This is a genomic window from Kitasatospora sp. P5_F3, assembly GCF_054049135.1.
The window spans coordinates 16,730-36,459 of the sequence record NZ_JBFUMY010000064.1; the positions used below are offsets into that span (position 1 = coordinate 16,730).

The following is a 19,730-nucleotide window of genomic DNA, read 5'->3' on the forward strand; positions in this document are numbered from 1 at the left end:
GTGCGGTGGCAGCGGGTCGGCCGCCACCGCACCAGCGGTCAGTGGGCGTCGTGCAGGGTGTCGGTGGCCTTGATCTTCTGCCAGGACTTCGGCTCCTGGACGGCGGCCGCCCGCAGGCCCGGTGCGGTGCCGGTGGCGGGCTTGCCGCTGCTGTACAGCCAGGTGTGCAGCAGGTCGCCGAGCGGCTTGCCGGAGACCCGCTCGGCGTAGCGCTGGAAGTCGGCGACGGTGGCGTTGCCGTACTGGTGCTCGGCGGGCCAGCCGCGCAGCACGGCGAAGAACGCCTGGTCGCCGATCGCGTTGCGGAGCGCCTGGACGGCCAGTGCGCCGCGGTCGTACACGGCGGCGTGGAACTGGTTGTCGGGGCCCGGGTCGCCGGGCAGTACGGTCCAGAACGGGTCCTCGGCGGGCCGGCTGGAGTAGACCCAGTCGGCCAACTCCTGGGCGGTGCCCTCGTTCTCGTGCTCGGACCAGAGCCACTGGGCGTAGCGGGCGAAGCCCTCGTTCAGCCAGATGTCGCTCCAGCGCTCGAGCGAGACGCTGTCGCCGTACCACTGGTGGGCCAACTCGTGCACGACGACGGACGTGTTGGAGCCGGCGGCGAAGATCCGTGGGCTGTAGTAGATCTGGCTCTGGGTCTCCAGGGCGTACCCGGGCCGGGTGTTGGGGACGTAGCCGCCGACGGTGGCGAAGGGGTACGGGCCGAGCTGCGTGCTGAGCCAGTCGGTGATCTCGCCGGTGCGCTCCAGGCTGGCCCGGGCCGCGCCGGCGTTGTCGCCGAGGTCGCGGCTGTAGGCGGTGATGACGGGTATGCCGCTCTCGGTGACCGAGGTGTCGAGGTCGAACCGGCCGAGTGCGAGGGTGGCCAGGTAGGTGGCCTGGGGCTTGGTCTGCCGCCAGTTGTACCTGGTCCAGCCGAGGCGTGAACTCTGCGACACCAGCGCGCCGTTGCTGATCGCCTGGGTCCCGTCGGGGACCAGCACGGAGACGTCGAAGGTGGCCTTGTCGGAGGGGTGGTCGTTGCTCGGGAACCACCACCACGCCGACTCCGGCTCGCCGGCCGCCACGCCGCCGTCCGGGGTGCGCTGCCAGGCGGTGAAGCCGTAGGCGGTGACGGTGGACGGCACGCCGGAGTAGCGGACCACCACGGTGGCGCGCTCGCCCTTGCCGAGCGGCCTGGCGGGGGTGATCTCCAGTTCGTGTTCGCCGGTGGTGGTGAATCCCGCCTTGCGCCCGTTGACCTGCACCTCCTGGACGCCCAGGGCGAAGTCGAGGTTGAAGCGGGACAGCGCGGCCGTGGTGGTGGCCAGGATCGTCGCGGTGCCCTCGAGCAGGTCGGTGGCGGGCTGGTACTTGAGTCGCAGGTCGTAGTGCGAGACGTCGTACCCGCCGTTGCCGTACTGCGGGTAGTAGGCGTCCCCGGCACCGGACGCACCGACGGCACCGGTGGCGGCACCGGCGGGGTTGGTCAGCAGCAGGGCGGCGGCCAGGGCCGCGGAGATGGTCAGCCTTTTGCGCACGGGTCCTCCGAAGTGCCGGGGGTGGTGAGCGGACTGATCGACCGTAGGACGGGAGGTGACCCGCCGGGGGTGAACCGGTTCAGCTGTTATGAAATGTTCACGCTAAGAAATGGTCGGCGGCGGGGTGCAGTCTTACCGCCCGGCCGTCGAACGATTAGCTTCGCCGGTACGTACCCCGGACGGAAGGACCACCGGCCCATGATCGTGATCGCCCACCTGAGCGACACCCATCTCGATGGTTCGCAGCGCGCGACCGACCGCACCAAGGCGGTGCTGGACCACCTGGACAGCTTGCCGTACGACCTCGACGCCGTGCTGGTGACCGGCGACGTCACCGAGCACGGCCTGCCCGCCGAGTACCGGCTGGCCCGTGAACTGCTGGACACCCGGCACCCGTTGCTGGTGCTGCCGGGCAACCACGACGACCGCTCGGCGTTCCGGGCCGGCCTGCTGGGGGAGGAGCCGTCGACCGAGCCGGTGAACCGGCTGCACGTGACCGACGGCTTCGCGGTCGCGCTCTGCGACTCCACCATCCCCGGCCGGGACGACGGCCGGCTGGACGACGGCACGCTCGGCTGGTTGGACAAGGCGCTCGGCTCGGTCGCGGTGCCCACCCTGGTGGCCTTCCACCACCCGCCGGTGCTGGTCCAGGTGCCGTACCTGGACGGCGTCCGCCAGTTCGGCGGTGAGCGGCTGGCCGAGCTGACCGACCGTCACCCCCACGTCGTCGGCTTCCTGTGCGGACACGCCCACCTGGCCGCGAGCACCACCTTCGCCGGACGCCCGCTGTCGATCGCCCCGGGCGTGGTCTCCACCGCCCGCCTGCCCTGGGAGCCGCGACCGAATCCGGACGCGCACGTTCACCACGACCTGCCGCCGGCCCTCGCCTTCCACGTCCTCGACGACACCGGCCGTCTGACCACCCACCTGCGTACCTGCTGACCGGATGTCAGCGCCCGCCCCCGCTCGGGCCGGAGCAGCAGGGTGCAGAGGACGGCGGTGAGCAGGTGGGCCAGGGCCAGCGCGGCCGAGGGGCTGTGCACCGGCAGGGCCGGGTCGGCCAGGCCGAGCAGGTGGCTCGGCCTGGCGGTGGGCAGGGGTGCGGCCGAGGTACGGGCGAAGAGGACGTAGAGGGTGATCTGGGTGGCGGTCATCCACGCGCCGGTCAGCCCCAGCCCCGAAGTGCCCCTGGCCAGCAGCCCGTTGCAGAGCGTGGTGCCGGTGAGGGCCAGGGCCAGGGCCGGGAGCGGGAGTTCGGTGCCCGCGAGGGCGAAGTGCGCGGTGGCGGTGAGTGCTACGCAGAGGGTGGACGGGACGGCGACGCGGAGGGTGCGGAGCTGCCAGGTCTTCACAGTGCGTCATCGTGGCACCACCGCCTTGTGGCGGGCTTGCGTCGCCCGGGCACGAACCGGCCAACCACCGCATGGTGAAACTGGGCTGACGATGTGTCAGTTTCTGGCGATGCGGCCCGAGTCTCTTCCCCAACCATGTGATGTATGCCATGGTACATGTCACACTCCCCACCGTGTCCACGTCAGAACCGGGTCCAGGCTCGACTCCCGGTGCTGCCACGGTCCGCAACCCCACTGCCGTGTCCCCATACACGGCCGCAGACCGGCCCGGAGGCCACCTTCATGCGTAGTTCCCCCACGACGAAAGACGTCGTCCGGCTTTTGATAGCCGCCCTGATCTGCTGTCTCGGGCTGACCCTGCTCGCTCCGGCCGGCCAGGCCGCCGCGATCGGCGGCAAGGGCCAGCGGCCGACCCCGGCCCCCGCACCGAGGTCCGGTCCCGCCCCGCAGCCGGCCAGCGTCACGGCGGCCGCCGACCTGGCCGCGGAGGAGGCCAAGGAGCCCACCGCGATCTCCGAGCGCGCCCCCCTGCGGGCGGTCAAGGACACCTCGCAGCGCGAACAGAGCACCGTCAAGCCGAAGTCGGCACTCGGTGCGGCGGGCGTCACGGCCGTCTGCAACGTCGCCGACTTCACCTCGAAGACCGGGGCCGCCCTGGTCCAGCAGATCAAGGTCTCGGACCTGGACTGCGTGAACACGCTGTTCCAGCTCACGGGCGCCAACGCGCAGGCCGTCTTCCGCGAGGCCCAGATGGTCACGGTGGCCGACGCGCTGCGCGCGAACGCCACCAACTACCCGGGTGACAACAGCACTTCGACCGGGCAGCTGGTGCTCTTCCTGCGCGCCGGCTACTTCGTGCAGTGGTACAACGAGTCCACCGTGGGCAGCTACGGCCCGGCCCTGAAGAGCTCGATCCTCGGCGCCCTGGACACCTTCTTCGCCGCCCCGCGCGCCGCGGACGTCAACGACGCCAACGGCGCCACCCTGGCCGAGGCGGTCATCCTGGCCGACAGCGCCCAGCAGAACGCGCACTACCTCGGCCTGGTCAAGCGCCTGCTGACCGGCTACAACAGCTCGTACGACAGCTCGTACTACATGGTGGCCGCGGTCAACAACGCCTACACCATCCTGTTCCGCGGCCACCAGACGCCGGAGTTCCTGCCCGCCGTGCAGGCCGACCCGAGCATCCTGACCGTGCTGCGTGACTTCGCCGTCGCCCACGACGACCTGCTCGGCACCGGCAAGTCCTACCTGACCGCCAACTCGGGTCGCGAGCTCGGCCGCTTCCTGTCGCACCCGGAGCTGCAGTCGGCGGTCCGTCCGCTGCTCAAGCAGCTGCTCGACCGGACGGCGATGACCGGCCGGACCTCCTCGATCTGGGTCCCGATGGCCGAGATGACCGCTTCGTACGACGCGGCCAACTGCTCGTACTACGGCACCTGTGACCTGTCGAACCGGGTCCGCGCCGCCGTGCTGACGATCAACCACACCTGCAGCCCGAGCATCAGGATCGTGGCCCAGGCGATGACCTCGGCCGACCTCGCCGCCACCTGCACCAGCCTGAACAACCAGGACGCCTACTTCCACAGCGTGGTCAAGGACAGCGGGGCGGTGGCGAACGACAACAACACCACCATCGAGGTCAACGCCTTCGACTCCAGCGCCGACTACCAGACCTACGCCGGCGTGATCTTCGGGATCAGCACCAACAACGGCGGCATGTACCTGGAGGGCAACCCGGCCACCGCCGGGAACCAGCCGCGGTTCATCGCCTACGAGGCCGAGTGGGCGCGTCCGGACTTCCAGATCTGGAACCTCAACCACGAGTACACCCACTACCTCGACGGCCGGTTCGACATGTTCGGCGACTTCAACGCCGGCATGACCACCCCGACCGTGATGTGGGTCGAGGGCTTCGCCGAGTACGTCTCCTACTCGTACCGGAACGTCGTCGACGACCGGGCGATCACCGAGGCGGCCAAGAACACGTACCGGCTCAGCACGCTGTTCGACACCACGTACGACAACTCGGACTCCAACCGGGTCTACCAGTGGGGCTACCTGGCGGTCCGTTACCTGATCCAGCAGCACCCGCAGGACGTGACCACGCTGCTCGGTTACTACCGCACCGGCAACTGGGCGGCCGCCCGTACCCTGCTCACCTCCACCATCGGCACCCGCTACGACGCCGACTTCACCACCTGGCTGGCGGCCTGCGCGGCCGGCGGCTGCGGCAGCTCCACCCCGCCCACCAACCAGGCGCCGGTCGCCGGGTTCACGGCGGCGGTGAACGGCCTGACGGTGAACTTCACCGACTCCTCCACCGACGCGGACGGCACCATCGCCTCCCGTGCCTGGAACTTCGGTGACGGCACCACCTCCACCGCCGCCAACCCCGCCAAGGCCTACGCCGCGGCCGGCAGCTACACCGTCCAGCTCACGGTGACCGACAACAAGGGCGCCACCGCGACCACCAGCAAGGCGGTCACGGTGGCCGCCTCCACCCTGCCGGAGTGCTCCGCGGCCGACACCCGGGTGCTCGGCAAGAACTGCCGCCGCACCAACGTGTCCAACACGGTGCAGAACTACAGCTACTTCTACCTGTACGTCCCGGCCGGCACCGCCTCGATCAAGGTCACCGTCACCGGTGGCACCGGCAACGCCGACCTGTACTACAGCCCGACCAACTGGGCCACCACCGGCAACTACTCCCAGCGTTCGGCGAACGCCGGCAACAGCGAGGCCCTGACCATCAGCAACCCCCCGACGGGCTACGTGTACCTGAGCCTGTACGCGGTGACCAACTTCGACAACGTCAGCATCACGACCCAGTTCTGACCGGGCCGGACCACGGTGCCGCCTCACCCCTCCGGGGTGGGGCGGTTCCGGCTCTGCTGCCGTCAGCCCTCGGAGCAGGCGTTGGCCAGCCGGCGCAGACCCTCGCCGATCTCCTCGGGGTTGTGGGTGGTGAAGGACATCCGCAGCGTGCGCGGATCCGGGGTGGTGGCGTAGAAGGGTGCGCCGGGGACGTACGCGACGTCGTGCCGGACGGCGGTGGCGAGCAGGGCGGTCGCGTCGTGGCCGTCCGGCAGAGCGACCCAGAGGAACATGCCACCGGCCGGGTGGTTCCAACTGCTGCCCGCCGGAAGGGCCTTGGGCAGACCGGCGAGCAGCGCGTCGCGGCGCTCGCGGTAGGCGGCCCTGATCCGGCCGATGTGCGCGTCCAGGTCGGCGTCGCGCAGGTAGCGGGCGGCGGCGGCCTGGTCGATGGTCGAGGTGTGCAGGTCGGCCGACTGCTTGACGATCACGCAGGCGCGCCGCAGGTCGGCAGGGGCGCGCAGGAAGCCCAGCCGCAGACCGGGGGCGAGGATCTTCGAGAACGAGCCCAGCAGCAGGGTCCGGTCGGCGGCCGCCGGGAGTCCGGCGATCCACGGCTCGGCCGCCCCGTCGTAGCGGAGCTCGCCGTACGGGTCGTCCTCGATGATCCAGAAGCCGTGCCGCTCGGCGAGTTCGGCCACCGCCCGGCGGCGCGCGGTGTCCAGGGTGCGGCCGGTCGGGTTCTGGAAGGTGGGCACCAGGTAGAGCGCCTTCGGCCGCTCCCGGGCCACCAACTCGGCCAGGGCCTCCGGGATCAGGCCGCCGTCGTCGGTCGGCACCGGCACCACCCGGGCACCCGCGAAGGCGAAGCACTGCAGCGCGGCCAGGTAGCCAGGGTCCTCCACCAGCACCACGTCGCCGGGCTCCAGCAGCGCGGCGGTCAGCAGGGTCAGACCCTGCTGCGAGCCGGTGGTGACGAGCAACTCGTCCGGGGCGGTGGCCAGTCCACGACCCGTCAGCCGTTCGGCTATCGCGGTGCGCAGCTCCGGGTCGCCCTCGGTGGTGGAGTACTGCAGGGCCCGGTCCGGGACTTCGGTGAACGCCCGGTCGTAGGCCGCCCGCAGGCCGGCCACGTCGAAGAGTTCGGGAGCGGGCAGGCCGCCCGCGAACGAGATCACCTCGGGCCGCGCGGTCAGCGCGAGGATCTCCCGTACGGCGGACGGCCCGACGGTGGCGGCACGGGCGGCGATGGGCGGCAGTTCGGCTCGGGTCATGCCCGGAGCCTACGAGCAGCGGGCCTGCCGGATCGAGACCGTTTCACCATGCGACCCGTGCCGGGCACGGCACTAGCCCCGGGGGAGTACCAGGGACTGGATCTCCGGCAGCGAACGCCAGTCGCTGGTGGCGATGCTGGCGTGGGCGGCGGCCAGCTGGGTGACCCGGGCGCGGGCCTGGTCGGCGGTGGGGGCGGTGTCGGAGATGGCCGGGGCGACGTTGTGAGCGTCCGTCATGACCAGCAGGTAGTGCCGGGACTGGTACCAGGAGGTGTCGATGCTCCCGGCCAGGTAGGTGGCGGCGTCCCCGTCGAAGACCACGAACCACGGGCGGAGGTTGGTCTCGCCGTACTTGCCGCGGGGATCGCCCGCCGCAGCACCGTGCACGACCGGGAAGACCTGCGCCTGGCCGACCCGTCCGGCTGCGGCGAGGTCCCGCAGGTAGCGCCCGTACTCCACGTCGGTGTGCAGGGTGTCGAACGGGTTCTGCTCCTCGACGGTGCCGGGGATGATGTCGACCAGCACCCGCCCGGCCAGGGCTGAGCGGCTCGGCCAGTTGCCCGCCCGGGCGGCGTCGTCCAGGGTGGCGTACGAGCCCAGCAGGTCGGCCGGGCGGAAGACGGTGCTGCCGAGGTGCGCGGCGATCAGCGCGTCCAGCTGGGCCGGGCCCATGCCCCGGTTGCCGGCGAAGCCGCCCTTGAGCTCCAACTTGAGGACCAGCGGCCCGGACTGGGGGTGCGCGCCGAGCCAGAGCCGGATGTTGTCCAGGCAGTGCTCGAGGTTCTTGTTGGTGCCGCCGCCGTACAGCTGCGAGGCGTCGGTGGCCGCGACGCAGTTGTTGCTGTTGCCGAGCGGGTTGGAGTGGCTGACCTTCCACTCCTTGGTGACGGTGTCGGTCCAGGCGTCCAGCTCGATCATGCCGGTGCCGGTGTCCAGCGCACGGGCCAACTGGGCGAAGGCGGCCGGGTCGTAGGTGTTGTGGAGACCGACCGTGGTGGCTCCGGCGAACGGCAGGTCGGCGGCGGTGGCCGACGTGGTCGGCAGCAGGGTCGCGGCGGCGGTGGCGAGCAGGGCGGTGGCGATCCGGCGAAGGCTCAACGGTCTCTCCTGGTCGGGGGGTTGGGGGATAAGGCCAGCATCGGACAGTTGAGCGGACGGGAGGTGACATGACAAGTACATCTGGCAGAAGACTTCGCCACGGATGCCCTTGACCCACGCATGACAGTGCCGCCACCATCAGGCTTGGCGCGCGCCGCAGTTCCGCCCTCCATCCGTCCTGCCGGACAACCCCCACAGGAGGACAGTCATGCGACTGCTCAGTCGCGGAAAGCCCGCTGCGGCCGTTGCCGCCCTGCTGGCGCTAGCGCTGGCGATGCCGCTGGCTTCCGAAGCCAGCGCCAAACCCGCACCGGTGAACGAGAGTTCGTCCGCCACCTCGGACGAGTCGATCACCCAGTACACCATCGACGGCCCCCGCACCGTCGGCGACCGCAGTGCGATCGCCGCCGTCGGCGTCTCGATCGACGAGGTGGACGCCCAGTCGGTGGTGGTCTCCGCCACCGCTGCGGAGGCCCGCCGACTCCGGGCCCAGGGCTGGAAGTTGACCGCACTGCCCGGCCCGGAGACCGAAGCCGGACTGGGCGTCAGCATCAACGACTTCCCGTCCAAGGACTCGATGTACCACAACTACGCCGAGGCCACCGCCGACATCAACGCCGTGGTGGCGGCGCACCCCTCCATCATGAGCAAGCAGGTGATCGGCAAGTCGTACGAGGGTCGGGACCTGTTCGCCATCAAGATCAGCGACAACGTCGGCACCGACGAGGCCGAGCCGGAGGTGCTGTTCACCCACCACCAGCACGCCCGGGAGCACCTCACCGTCGAGATGGCCCTCTACCTGCTGCACGAGTTCGGCGACAAGTACGCCACCGACAGCCGGATCGCCAACGCGGTGAACAGCCGGGAGATCTGGATCGTGCCGGACGTCAACCCGGACGGCGGCGAGTACGACGTGGCCACCGGCAGCTACCGCAGCTGGCGGAAGAACCGGCAGCCCAACTCCGGTTCCAGCTACGTCGGTACCGACCAGAACCGGAACTGGGACTACAAGTTCGGCTGCTGCGGCGGCTCTTCGGGCTCCACCTCCAGCGAGACCTACCGGGGCACCGCCGCGGAGTCCGCCAAGGAGGTCAAGGTGGTGGCCGACTTCGTCCGCAGCCGGATCGTCGGCGGCAAGCAGCAGATCACCGCCGCGATCGACTTCCACACCTACAGCGAGCTGGTGCTCTGGCCGTTCGGCTGGACGTACAACAGCACCGTCCCCGGCATGACGGCGGACGAGTACAACACCTTCGCCACCTTCGGCAAGACCATGGCGAACAGCAACGGCTACACGCCCGAGCAGTCCAGCGACCTGTACATCACCGACGGGACCATCGACGACTGGCTGTGGGGCTCGCAGCGGGTCTTCGCCTACACCTTCGAGATGTACCCGTCCTCCGGCGGGGGTGGCTTCTACCCGCCCGACGAGGTGATCGGCCGGGAGACCAGCCGTAACCGCGACGCCGTGCTGCGGCTGCTGGAGAACGCCGACTGCATGTACCGCGCGATCGGCAAGCAGCAGCAGTACTGCGGGATCGCGTCCTGAACGCGCTCCGTCGGCCGGGCCTGCCCGGGTCCCGGCCGACGGAGCGTCAGATCTGGTGCGAGCCGGCCCGAGCGCCGTCGAGCACCGTGCGGAGCGCCGACTCGGCGGGCGAGCCGGCCTCGGCGGTGTAGACGACCAGGACCTGGTCCGGGTCGTCCGGCAGCCGCAGGGTCTCGTAGGCGAGGGTGAACGTACCGGCTGCGGGGTGCCAGATCGCGTACTCGCCGTGGGTCTTCTCGCGGACCTCCTGGTCCTCCCAGAGCCGGGCGAACTCGGGGCTCCGGTCCGCCAGTGAAGCAACCAGGTCGGTGTACTCGGGATCGCACTGGTGCCGTCCGAGGTCCATCCGCAGGATCGCCACCAGGTCGCGCGCCTTGCACTCCCAGTCCACGTACCGGCTGCGCATCCGCTCGTCGCAGAAGTGCAGCCAGGTGAGGTTCCGCCGCTCCGGTGCCAGCGCCGCCAGGTCCACCAGCATCAGGGCGGCCAACGGCTCGTTCCAGGCCAGGATGTCCGTCCGCCGCCCGACCACCAGGGCGGGAGTGTCCGGCAGCGAGTCCAGCAGCCGGCGCAGCCCCGGCCGGACCTGCTGCGCGGGCCGCGCACCGGTGACGTCCGGACGGACCAGGTGGAGCAGGTGCTGCCGCTCGGCCTGGTCGAGGCGCAGGGCGGTGGCCACCGCGTCGATCACGCTGTCCGAGACGTTCTCCGCCCGGCCCTGCTCGAACCGTACGTAGTAGTCCACGCTCACCCCGGCCAGCTGGGCCAGCTCCTCCCGCCGCAGCCCCGGCACCCGGCGGCGCTCGCCGTACTGCTGAAGCCCGGCGTCGGCCGGCTGCAGCCGGGCCCGCCGCGACCGCAGGAACGTCCCGATTTCAGTCCTGTTGCCCATGCCCCGATCCTAAGGGTGGTTCCGGCAGACCCAGGTTCGGTGGTTCCCAGGTCGGCCGGAGTGCTGGGTAGCCGGTGCGGATTCCCGCAGGATGAGTCCTGACAGCACGTCGGACCGAAGGGCTTCACCCATGAGCATCACCACCGTCGCCGCCTACGCCGCCCCCGCGCCCAAGGCGCCGCTGGAGCGCACCACCGTGTCGCGCCGGCCGGTCGGCGAGCACGATGTCCTGATCGACATCAAGTTCTCCGGCATCTGCCACTCCGACATCCACCAGGTCAACGAGGACTGGGGCCAGGCCCCGTTCCCGATGGTGCCGGGCCACGAGATCGCGGGCGTGGTCTCCGAGGTCGGCCCCGGCGTCACCCGTTACGCGGTCGGCGACCGGGTCGGGGTCGGCTGTTTCGTGGACTCCTGCCGCGAGTGCGACAACTGCGTGGCCGGGCACGAGCAGTACTGCACCGGGGGGATGACCTTCACCTACCCGGCCGGCCCGGACGGGCAGCCCACCTACGGTGGCTACAGCACCCACATCGTGGTCGACGAGAACTATGTGCTCGGCATCCCGGAGGGCATCGGCCTGGCCGAGGCCGCCCCGCTGCTCTGCGCCGGGATCACCCTCTACTCGCCGCTCAGCCACTGGCAGGCGGGCCCGGGCAAGAAGGTCGCCATCGTCGGCCTGGGCGGCCTCGGCCACATGGGCGTCAAGATCGCCCACGCGATGGGCGCCGAGGTCACCGTGCTCAGCCAGTCGCTGCGCAAGCAGGAGGACGGCCTGCGGCTGGGCGCCGACCACTTCCACGCCACCTCCGACCCGGCCACTTTCACCGAGCTGGCCGGCACCTTCGACCTGATCGTCAACACCGTCTCGGCCAACCTGCCGCTGGACGACTACCTCGGCCTGCTGCGCACCGGCGGCACCCTGGTCAACGTCGGCGCCCCGGCCGAGCCCTCCCCGGTGAACATGTTCTCGCTGATCGGCGGCCGCAAGCAGCTGGCCGGCTCGATGATCGGCGGCATCCGGGAGACCCAGGAGATGCTGGACTTCTGCGCCCGGCACGGCCTCGGCGCGGAGATCGAGACCATCGCGGTGGACCAGATCAACGAGGCGTACGAGCGGGTGCTGGCGAGCGACGTGCGGTACCGCTTCGTCATCGACACCGGCACGTTCTGACGGTGCCGGAATGCTCACCGTACTGGTCGGGTACGAGGCGGCCCCGGGTCGGCAGGACGAGCTGCGGACCGAGCTGGAGGCCCAGTTGGAACCGGCCGCCGAGCTGCCCGGCTGCCTGGCCTTCGAGCTCTACATCGACCCGAACAGCCGGGACCGGATGCTGACGGTCGAGCAGTGGGCCAGCTTGGCCGGGTGGCGGGCGCACCACGGACGGCGCGCCGGACGGCTCGCGGAGCTGCTGGTCCGCCCCGCCACCATCCGTTGGCTGGGCCCTACTTGAGCAGTCTGGACAGCCGGCGGTCGGCCAGCACCCGGCCGCCGGTCTGACAGCTCGGGCAGTACTGCAACGAGGACTCGGCGAAGTTCACCGAGCGGACGGTGTCCCCGCAGCGCGGGCAGCGCTCCCCGGCCCGGCCGTGCACCGCCAGGCCCGCCTTCTTCTCCGCCTTGAGCGCGTCGGCGGCGGTGGCGCGGGCCCGCTCGACCGCCGAACCGAGCACCTGCCGGGTGGCGGTGTACAGCCGCCCGAGCTGCTCCTGACCCAGCGACGGGGCCAGCGCGTACGGGGAGAGCCTGGCCTCGTGCAGGATCTCGTCCGAGTAGGCGTTGCCGATGCCGGCCAGCCCGGTCTGGTCGGTGAGGAAGGTCTTCAGCCGGTGGCGCCGGGCCGCCGCCAGCTCGGCCAACCGCTGCCCGGTGAACTCCGGGCCGAGCGGGTCCAGGCCCAACCGGGCGATGCCGGGCACCAGTTGAGGGTCGGTCACCACGTACGCGGCCAGGCGCTTCGTGGTGCCCTGCTCGGTGACGTCGAAACCGGAGCCGTCGTCCAGCACCAGCCGCAGCGCCTGCGGCCCCCGGCCCGGCCTGGCCCCGCCCGGGCGGTCGGCGAACGAGGCGCGGTGCCGGATCCAGCCCGCCCTGGCCAGGTGCAGCACCAGGTGCGGCCCGTCCCCGGCCAGCAGGTCGAGGAACTTGCCGTGCCGGGTCACCGAACTGACGGGCTGTCCGTGCAGGGCGGTCACCGGCGGGTCGAAGGTCTTCAGCACCTGGATCGACAGCACGTCCACCCGCTCGACGGTCCGACCCTCGGACGCCTCGGCGATCCGCTCGGCGAGCGCCTGGACTTCCGGCAATTCGGGCATAGCGCCAGTCTAGGCGGGCCCCGGAACCTGCTGGTCCATGGTGCGGGCCAGCCGGGTGATGCCCTCGGTGAGGTCGGCGAGGTTGCGGGAGGCGGCGTAGCTGAGCCGCAGGTGCGGGGCGGGTGGCTCGGCGGCGAAGTACGGGCGGCCCGGGGTGACCGCCACCCCGTTGCGGCGGGCGGCGGCGGCCAGTTCGCGGTCGTCGGTGCCGTCCGCCAGCCGCAGCCAGAGGTGGTAGCCGCCTGGAGAGATCCGCTCGCCGAGCAGCTCGGGCCGCAGCCGGGCCAGCGTGTCCACCGCCGCCCGCCGACGCTCCGCCAGGGCGGCGGAGATCTCCCGGAGTTGGCGGGCCCAGGCGGGTGAGCCGACCAGCTCGAGGGCGGTCTCCTGGAGTGGACGGGGGACGAAGAAGCTGTCCACCGCCTGCATCGCCCGCAGCCGCTCGAAGGCCGGGCCGCGCGCGGTCAGCCCGCCGACCCGCAGGCTCGGTGAGGTGGCCTTGGTCAGCGAGCGGACGTGCACCACCACCCCGTCCGGGTCGTCCGCCGCGAGCGCCGGGGCCGGTGCCGGGGCGTCGGCGTGCACCAGCAGCCGGGCGAAGTCGTCCTCCACCACGAACGCGCCGGCCGCCCGGGCGATCCGCAGCACCTCGCGCCGCCGCTCGGCGGAGAGCACCGCACCGGTCGGGTTGTGGAACAGCGGCTGGCAGACGAAGGCCCTGGCCCGGGTCGCGGCGAACGCCTCGGCCAGCAGCTCGGTCCGTACGCCGTCCTGGTCCACCGGCACCGGAACCGGCCGCAGCCCGGCCGCCCGGGCCACCGCGAGGGTGCCGGGATAGCTCGGGGACTCCACCAGCACCGGCGCGCCGGGTGCGACCAGCGAGCGCAGCGCGGTGCTCAGCGCGCCCTGCCCGCCCGCCGTGATCAGCACGTCCGAGGCGCTCAACGTACCGTCAGGTCCGCCGATCTCCCGGGCGAACCAGGACCGCAGCTCGGGCAGGCCCTCGACCGGCGGCCGGCCCCAGGCGCCCGGCCGCCGCCCGGCCCTGGCCAGCGCGGCGGCCAGCGCCCGCTCGGGCTGGAGCGAGGGGTGCAGGTAGCCGCTGTTCAGGTCCAGCACGTCGGCCGGCTGCATGGTGAGTGCGCCGAGCACTCCGCTGGCGTCGGTGCGCCGGTCCTGCCCGCCGAAGGTCTCGGCGCTCAGCGCCAGCTCCTGCCAGGAGACGTCGCCGGGCTGCGCCGGGGCGGCCCGCCGCTCGGCCCGGAAGACTCCCGCGCCGGGCCGGGACACCACCAGGCCCTCCGCCACCAGGGCGGCGATCGCCCGGGAGACCGTCACCGGGCTCACCTGGTGACGCTCCATCAGGGCCCGACTGGACGGCAGCTTCTCATGCGGAGAGTAGCGGTTCAGCTCAGCCCGGAGGATGGCGGCCAGCTCGGCCACGCTGCTACGCTCGGTCATGACAGCTAACGATAGCGCTATCCGGCCGAGCACGATAGCGGTCGGGGGTGGCACGGCCCTGGCCGCCCTGGCCGTGGTCTCGTTCTCACTGAGCTTCCCGGCCACCGTCTGGGCGCTCAGCGGCTTCGGCCCCTGGTCCTCCACCGGCCTGCGCGGACTGCTCGCGGCCGTGGTGGCCGCGGTCGGTCTGGCCGCCGCCCGGGCCCCGCTGCCCGCCCGCCAGCACTGGCCCGGGCTGCTGATCGTGGCGGGTGGCTGCGTGGTCGGCTTCCCGCTGCTCACCACGCTGGCGCTGGGGATCTCGTCCACCGCGCACACCGCCGTGGTGGTCGGGCTGCTGCCGCTGGCCACCGCCACGTTCGCGGCGCTGCGCTCGGGCATCCGCCCGTCCCGGACGTTCTGGTACGCCGCGCTGACCGGGGCGGCGGTGGTGCTCGGCTTCACCCTGCAGCAGAGCGGCGGGGCGCTGACCCTGGCCGACCTCTACCTGCTAGGTGCGCTGGCGGTCTGCGCGGCCGGGTACGCCGAGGGCGGGCGGCTGGCCAGGGAGCTGCCCGGCTGGCAGGTGATCGCCTGGGGTGTGCTGGCGGCCGCGCCGGTGATGGCGGTGACGGCGGCCGTCGCGGTGAGCTTCGAGCCGATGCAGCTGACGGTCCGTTCGCTGACCGGCCTGGCCTACATCGCGGCGGTCTCGCAGTTCGGCGGCTTCGTGCTCTGGTACCGGGGGATGGCCGAGATCGGCATCCCGAAGGCCAGCCAACTGCAGCTCGCCCAGCCGCTGCTGACCCTCGGCTGGGCGGTCCTGCTGCTGGACGAGACCCCGAGCCCGGCCGCCCCGCTGGCCGCGATCGGGGTGCTCGCCTGCATCGCCGTCACTCAGCGCGCCCGCAGCTGAGGACTACCTGACCCCGGCCTCGGCGCAGGCGGCGGCGTGGGCCGCGTCGCAGATCTGCTCGGCCGTGTACAGGCCGCCAGCCACGATCGTCTCGGCGACCTTGGCCTTGGTCACCACGATCGGGCTGAGCAGCATCGAGGGGATCTGCTCGCCGCCGCTGTCGGTCACCGAGGTGGCCACCGAGGTGATGCCGATGCCCTTCAGCAGGTAGACCGCGATGCTGGCGGCCGCGTCGGCCTCCGGGCGGTACGGCTTGTAGATGGTGTACGCCTGTTCGCCCGTCAGCAGGCGGCGGACGGCGTCGATCGAGGCGTCCTGGCCGCCGACCGGCGCGTTCTTCACCCCGGCGGCCTTCAGGGTGGCGATGATCGAGGCGGCCATCCCGTCGTTGGCCGAGTAGACCGCCTGGATGTTGTCCTTGCCGAGGCTCTGGATCGCCTCGGTGGTCTTCTGGGCGGCCGTCTCGGGCTTCCACTCGCCGGACTGCTCGTAGCCGATCCGCTTGACCTTGCCGTCCAGCACCTTGTGCGCGCCGGCCTTGAACATCGCGGCGTTCGGGTCGGACTCCGCACCGTTGATCATCACCACGGTGGCCTGCGCGGCCTTCGGGCCGAGCGCCTGGATCAGCGCCTCGCCCTGGAGTTCACCGGTGCGCTGGTTGTCGAAGGAGACGTACGCGGTCACCTTGCCGGCGGCCAGCCGGTCGTACGCGACGACCTTCGCGCCCTGCTTGTTGGCCTTGTCCACCCAGTCCGCGGTGACCTTGGAGTTCACCGGGTCGAGCAGGATCACCTTGACGCCCTTGTCCAGCAGCTGGTCGAACTGCTGCCGCTGCAGGGTCTCGTCGCCGTCGGCGTTGGCGTAGTCCACCGCGCACTTGGTGCACAGGGCGGATATCGCCGACTCGATCATCGGCTTGTCGAAGCTCTCGTACCGGGTGGACGAGCTCCGCTCGGGCAGCAGCAGACCGACGGTCTTGCTGCCGGTCGAGTCGGGGTCCGGTGTGCCGTCCTGGCCACAGGCGGACATCGACAGCGTCATCGAGACGGCGACCGCGGCGAGGAGGGTGCGGCGCGTTGCGTTCATGGTGGGTGGTGCCTCCCTGACTGCGTGCCGCAGCTTTGCGGCAGCGGGGGGAGTCAAGCTGTCGAGCCGATGTAACGTCAAGAATTTAACCATGTGGATGGCACAGGTATGCCAATCGTTACTTTCTCGAATTGAGCCGTCCTATTGGTAGGTATATGCCAAGGGCCCGCCTTCAGAAGATGGCGGACCCTGCTTTTTTGGCTGACGGTCTGTCACCGTTCGGTGCGCACCACCAGGCAGACGGCGGCCACCACGATCGCGCCGCCCAGCACGATCGGCCAACTGAGCGGCTCGGCCAGGATCAGCCAGCCGAGCAGGACGGCCACCACCGGGTTCACGTAGGCGTAGGTGGCGACCAGCGGCAGCGGTGCGTTCTGCAGCAGCCAGGCGTACGCGGTGAAGGCGACCAGCGAGCCGAACACGACCAGGGCGGCCAGCGCGAGCCAGGAGCGGGTGGAGACGGCGGCCAGCTCCAGCGCCTGCGGCTCGCCCTTGAGTGCGGCGACCGCCAGGCAGCCCAGGCCGCCGATGACCATCTCGTAGGCGCTGGTGGCGAAGATGTTCTTCGGCATCGGCAGCCGGGATGTGAGGAAGGAGCCGCCGGCCCAGGACAGCGCCCCCACGATCACCAGCAGCACGCCCGACAGCTCGACCTCACCGCTCAGGCCGGGCACGGTCAGCACCCCGAGCCCGAGCAGTCCGATCAGCACCCCGGCCAGGGTGGACCGCGAGGTGTGCTGCCCGGAGGTCAGCCGCAGCAGCACCAGCCAGAGCGGCACCACGGCGACCAGCAGGGCGGCCAGCCCGGACGGTACGTCCTGCTCGGCCAGCACCACCATGCCGTTCCCGCCGAGCAGCAGCATCAGCCCGACCAGTCCGGCGGAGGCGAGCTGACGCGGCGTCACCTTCAGCGCGGCCGGCCCCTGCCGCCAGGCCACCAGCCCGGCCAGCAGTAGTCCGGCGGTGATGAAGCGGGCGGCGGCGGAGAGGAACGGCGGCATGGTCTCGACGGCGATCCGGATGGCCAGGTAGGTGGAGCCCCAGACCACGTAGACGATGGCGAGCGCGCCCCAGACGGCGGCCGAACTCCGGGCCGGACCGGCCGAGGGAGTGGCGTCACGTGGAGCGCGGGTGTTCGGTTGGCTGGACTGCTGAGACGCGGTCATGTGTGTCTCCTGATTTTGGTGCTGTCAGGCGAATCGCATCACATCGGGACGGAATCGTGCGAGTCACTTTGCTGCCAACCACGGCCGACTTGCTGCCAGGGTCGGCCGAGTGGCTGACCCTGCCGGTGGTGTCGCCCGGTGGCCGGTGCCGCCGGTGGTAGTCATGGACGGTCCGGTGGGAGGAGCGGTCCGGCGTGGAGTGGTTCGCGGCACCCGAGTACTGGTGGGGCCGGCTGGTGTTCCAACGGCTGGTCGCCGCCGTGTACTTGCTCGCCTTCCTGGCGGCCGCCCGGCAGTTCCGGGCGCTGCTGGGGGAGTACGGCATGCTGCCGGTGCCCCGGTTCCTCGCCCGGACCGACTGGCGGCAGGCGCCCAGCCTGTTCCGGTTCCACTACTCGGACCGGGCGTTCGCGGGCACGGCCTGGTGCGGTGCGCTGCTGGCCGCCGCCCTGCTGGCCGGTGCGGGTGAGCTCGTCCCGCTGTGGGCCGCGATGCTCGGCTGGGGCCTGCTCTGGCTGCTCTACCTGTCGATCGTCAACGTCGGCCAGACCTGGTACGCCTTCGGCTGGGAGTCCCTGCTGCTGGAGGCGGGCCTGCTGGCCGCCTTCCTCGGCAACGGCGAGGTGGCCCCGGCGGCCCCGGTGCTCTGGCTGCTCCGCTGGCTGCTGTTCCGGGTCGAGTTCGGTGCCGGGCTGATCAAGCTCCGGGGCGACCGCTGCTGGCGCGAACTGACCTGCCTGCGCTACCACCACGAGACCCAACCGATGCCCGGGCCGCTCAGCTGGTTCTTCCACCACCTGCCCGCCCCACTGCACAAGGTCGAGGCGGCGGCCAACCACGTGGTCCAACTGGTCGTCCCGGTCGGCCTGTTCCTGCCCCAGCCGGTGGCCGGGGTCTGCGCGGCGCTGATCGTGGCGACCCAGCTCTGGCTGGTGCTGTCCGGCAACTTCGCCTGGCTGAACTGGCTCACCATCGCGTTGGCCTGCTCGGTCCTGCCGCTGGCCGGCGGCACCTCGGCCGCCGGGCCGCCGTGGTACCTGGGCGCGGTGCTGGCCTTCACGCTGCTGGTCCTGGTGCTGAGTTACCGGCCCGCCCGGAACCTGGTCTCGCACCGGCAGGTGATGAACCGTTCGTTCGACCGGCTGCACCTGGTCAACGCCTACGGCGCGTTCGGGGCCGTCAACCGGCTCCGGCTGGAGGTGGTGGTGCAGGGCACCTCGGACCGGCGGGTCACCGCGGGGTCGGCCTGGCAGGAGTACGGTTTCCGCGGCAAGCCCGGCGACCTGCGCCGGATGCCACGTCAGTTCGCCCCCTACCACCTGCGGCTGGACTGGCTGATGTGGTTCGCCGGGATCTCCCCGGCGTACGCGCGGCCCTGGTTCAGGCCCTTCGTCCATCGGCTGCTCGCCGGGGACCGGGACACCCTGCGGCTGCTCCGGCACAACCCTTTCCCGGACGTGCCGCCCGAGTATGTCCGCGCGCTGCTCTACCGTTATCGCTTCACGGACTGGCGCACTCTGCGCACGACCGGCGCATGGTGGGAACGCACGCTGGTGCGTGAGTACCTGCCTCCGGTGCGACTGTCCGACTTTCGCTCCGTGCTCCGAGGTGATCCCCGCTGACCGGTACGCCCGGCGCGCCATGCCCGAACCCCACAGGGTGCGTGCACCGCTCGAACGCCCACCCGTATCCTGGGCGTCCGCACTGGGCGCTCCGCTAGTCCCGCCCGTGCCGGCGGACCACACCGCCGCCACCGCCCCCCGTCCGCCCAGCCACGAACCGGACTTCACACATGACCGTGAACTACCTGAACGACGCCGACAACCCGGCGGTGGACGCATCTTCCTCCTCGGTGGGTGACCCGCGCGAGGATCTCGGCCGCTACGCCGAACTGGGCGGGTTCACCCTGACCGCCGAGGCCAACCCCTGGTACGCGGCGCAGGCCGTGGCCAGCTCCGAGGACGCCCGCGCCGCCTCCACCGCCCTGGCCGAGCTCCGCAGCCACGACCTGATCGCCACCCGGGACAGCCTGGCCGCCCTGCTCGGCGACGCGGCCACGCCCGCGACGCTGACCGAGCTGACCCGCCTCACCGCCATCCTCCAGCGCGCCCACGGCACTTCCGCCGCGCTGCGCAGCGAGGTCTACGACGCCGACCTGGACGCGTTGACCGCCGCCCTCGCCCCGGCGCGCTGGCGGCGTGAGCAGGGCGTGAAGCTCCCCTGGGGGCGCAGGCGTGCACTGCGCGCCGAGGCCAAGAGCTTCGCGCTCGACGGCCGGGCCCGCCGGGCCGACCTGCTCGACGC

The 19,730-nt window shown here is 71.5% G+C and carries 17 protein-coding genes; 8 read left to right on the plus strand and 9 right to left on the minus strand.

Annotated elements, in window-relative coordinates; all coding sequences use genetic code 11:
• Positions 1-38: 38 nt before the first annotated feature.
• Positions 39-1,520 carry a M1 family metallopeptidase gene (locus tag ACXJMZ_RS29140; RefSeq protein ID WP_457033027.1) on the minus strand — a complete coding sequence of 494 codons (1,482 nt, stop codon included), beginning with the start codon at positions 1,518-1,520 and terminating at the stop codon, positions 39-41.
• 198 nt (positions 1,521-1,718) lie between these two features.
• On the opposite strand from ACXJMZ_RS29140, the gene ACXJMZ_RS29145 reads away from it, so the two are divergent.
• Positions 1,719-2,462: a metallophosphoesterase gene (locus ACXJMZ_RS29145; RefSeq protein WP_457033028.1), complete on the plus strand. Its 744-nt coding sequence runs from the start codon at positions 1,719-1,721 to the stop codon at positions 2,460-2,462.
• Here ACXJMZ_RS29145 and ACXJMZ_RS29150 read toward each other — a convergent pair.
• Complete coding sequence (locus ACXJMZ_RS29150; protein WP_457033029.1) at positions 2,381-2,872, minus strand: hypothetical protein; 492 nt, start codon at positions 2,870-2,872, stop codon at positions 2,381-2,383. The genes ACXJMZ_RS29145 and ACXJMZ_RS29150 overlap by 82 nt on opposite strands.
• 282 nt (positions 2,873-3,154) lie before the next feature.
• On the opposite strand from ACXJMZ_RS29150, the gene ACXJMZ_RS29155 reads away from it, so the two are divergent.
• Positions 3,155-5,710 carry a collagenase gene (locus ACXJMZ_RS29155; RefSeq protein WP_457033030.1) on the plus strand — a complete coding sequence of 852 codons (2,556 nt, stop codon included), beginning with the start codon at positions 3,155-3,157 and terminating at the stop codon, positions 5,708-5,710.
• A 62-nt stretch (positions 5,711-5,772) separates the two neighbouring features.
• Here ACXJMZ_RS29155 and ACXJMZ_RS29160 read toward each other — a convergent pair whose 3' ends face one another.
• The gene (locus ACXJMZ_RS29160) at positions 5,773-6,963 is read right to left on the minus strand and encodes an aminotransferase-like domain-containing protein (RefSeq protein WP_457033031.1); all 1,191 of its coding nucleotides are present in this window, start codon (positions 6,961-6,963) and stop codon (positions 5,773-5,775) included.
• Between the two features lie 72 nt (positions 6,964-7,035).
• On the minus strand, positions 7,036-8,061 hold the full coding sequence (locus ACXJMZ_RS29165; protein WP_457033032.1) for a phosphatidylinositol-specific phospholipase C domain-containing protein: 1,026 nt from the start codon (positions 8,059-8,061) through the stop codon (positions 7,036-7,038).
• 208 nt (positions 8,062-8,269) lie between these two features.
• Here ACXJMZ_RS29165 and ACXJMZ_RS29170 point away from each other — a divergent pair, with 208 nt between their 5' ends.
• Positions 8,270-9,610 (plus strand): M14 family metallopeptidase, encoded by a 1,341-nt coding sequence (locus tag ACXJMZ_RS29170; RefSeq protein ID WP_457033033.1) that lies wholly within the window; start codon positions 8,270-8,272, stop codon positions 9,608-9,610.
• Between the two features lie 46 nt (positions 9,611-9,656).
• Here the strand turns inward: ACXJMZ_RS29170 and ACXJMZ_RS29175 are convergent, their stop codons facing one another.
• Positions 9,657-10,502 (minus strand): helix-turn-helix transcriptional regulator, encoded by an 846-nt coding sequence (locus ACXJMZ_RS29175; RefSeq protein ID WP_457033034.1) that lies wholly within the window; start codon positions 10,500-10,502, stop codon positions 9,657-9,659.
• A 136-nt stretch (positions 10,503-10,638) separates the two neighbouring features.
• On the opposite strand from ACXJMZ_RS29175, the gene ACXJMZ_RS29180 reads away from it, so the two are divergent.
• Both ACXJMZ_RS29180 and ACXJMZ_RS29185 read left to right on the plus strand, forming a co-directional pair.
• Entirely contained in the window at positions 10,639-11,676 is a 1,038-nt protein-coding gene (locus ACXJMZ_RS29180) for an NAD(P)-dependent alcohol dehydrogenase (protein WP_457033043.1), read from the plus strand.
• Positions 11,677-11,686: 10 nt separating this feature from the next.
• On the plus strand, positions 11,687-11,956 hold the full coding sequence (locus tag ACXJMZ_RS29185) for a putative quinol monooxygenase (protein ID WP_457033035.1): 270 nt from the start codon (positions 11,687-11,689) through the stop codon (positions 11,954-11,956).
• Here the strand turns inward: ACXJMZ_RS29185 and ACXJMZ_RS29190 are convergent.
• Both ACXJMZ_RS29190 and ACXJMZ_RS29195 read right to left on the minus strand, forming a co-directional pair.
• Complete coding sequence (locus tag ACXJMZ_RS29190) at positions 11,949-12,818, minus strand: Fpg/Nei family DNA glycosylase (RefSeq protein ID WP_457033036.1); 870 nt, start codon at positions 12,816-12,818, stop codon at positions 11,949-11,951. The two genes, ACXJMZ_RS29185 and ACXJMZ_RS29190, sit on opposite strands and share 8 nt — an antisense overlap.
• A 9-nt stretch (positions 12,819-12,827) precedes the next feature.
• Positions 12,828-14,279 carry an aminotransferase-like domain-containing protein gene (locus tag ACXJMZ_RS29195; RefSeq protein WP_457033037.1) on the minus strand — a complete coding sequence of 484 codons (1,452 nt, stop codon included), beginning with the start codon at positions 14,277-14,279 and terminating at the stop codon, positions 12,828-12,830.
• On the opposite strand from ACXJMZ_RS29195, the gene ACXJMZ_RS29200 reads away from it, so the two are divergent.
• Complete coding sequence (locus ACXJMZ_RS29200; protein ID WP_457033038.1) at positions 14,278-15,174, plus strand: DMT family transporter; 897 nt, start codon at positions 14,278-14,280, stop codon at positions 15,172-15,174. The two genes, ACXJMZ_RS29195 and ACXJMZ_RS29200, sit on opposite strands and share 2 nt — an antisense overlap.
• 3 nt (positions 15,175-15,177) lie before the next feature.
• Here the strand turns inward: ACXJMZ_RS29200 and ACXJMZ_RS29205 are convergent, their stop codons facing one another.
• Both ACXJMZ_RS29205 and ACXJMZ_RS29210 read right to left on the minus strand, forming a co-directional pair.
• Positions 15,178-16,260, minus strand: coding sequence for a sugar ABC transporter substrate-binding protein (locus ACXJMZ_RS29205; protein WP_457033039.1), 1,083 nt, complete (start codon positions 16,258-16,260; stop codon positions 15,178-15,180).
• A gap of 212 nt (positions 16,261-16,472) precedes the next feature.
• The gene (locus ACXJMZ_RS29210; protein WP_457033040.1) at positions 16,473-17,426 is read right to left on the minus strand and encodes an EamA family transporter; all 954 of its coding nucleotides are present in this window, start codon (positions 17,424-17,426) and stop codon (positions 16,473-16,475) included.
• Positions 17,427-17,620: 194 nt separating this feature from the next.
• Between ACXJMZ_RS29210 and ACXJMZ_RS29215 the strand changes: the two genes are divergently transcribed.
• Positions 17,621-19,048, plus strand: coding sequence for a lipase maturation factor family protein (locus ACXJMZ_RS29215; RefSeq protein ID WP_457033041.1), 1,428 nt, complete (start codon positions 17,621-17,623; stop codon positions 19,046-19,048).
• 170 nt (positions 19,049-19,218) lie between these two features.
• The coding region (locus ACXJMZ_RS29220; RefSeq protein WP_457033042.1) for a hypothetical protein at positions 19,219-19,730 on the plus strand (512 nt) is incomplete at its 3' end.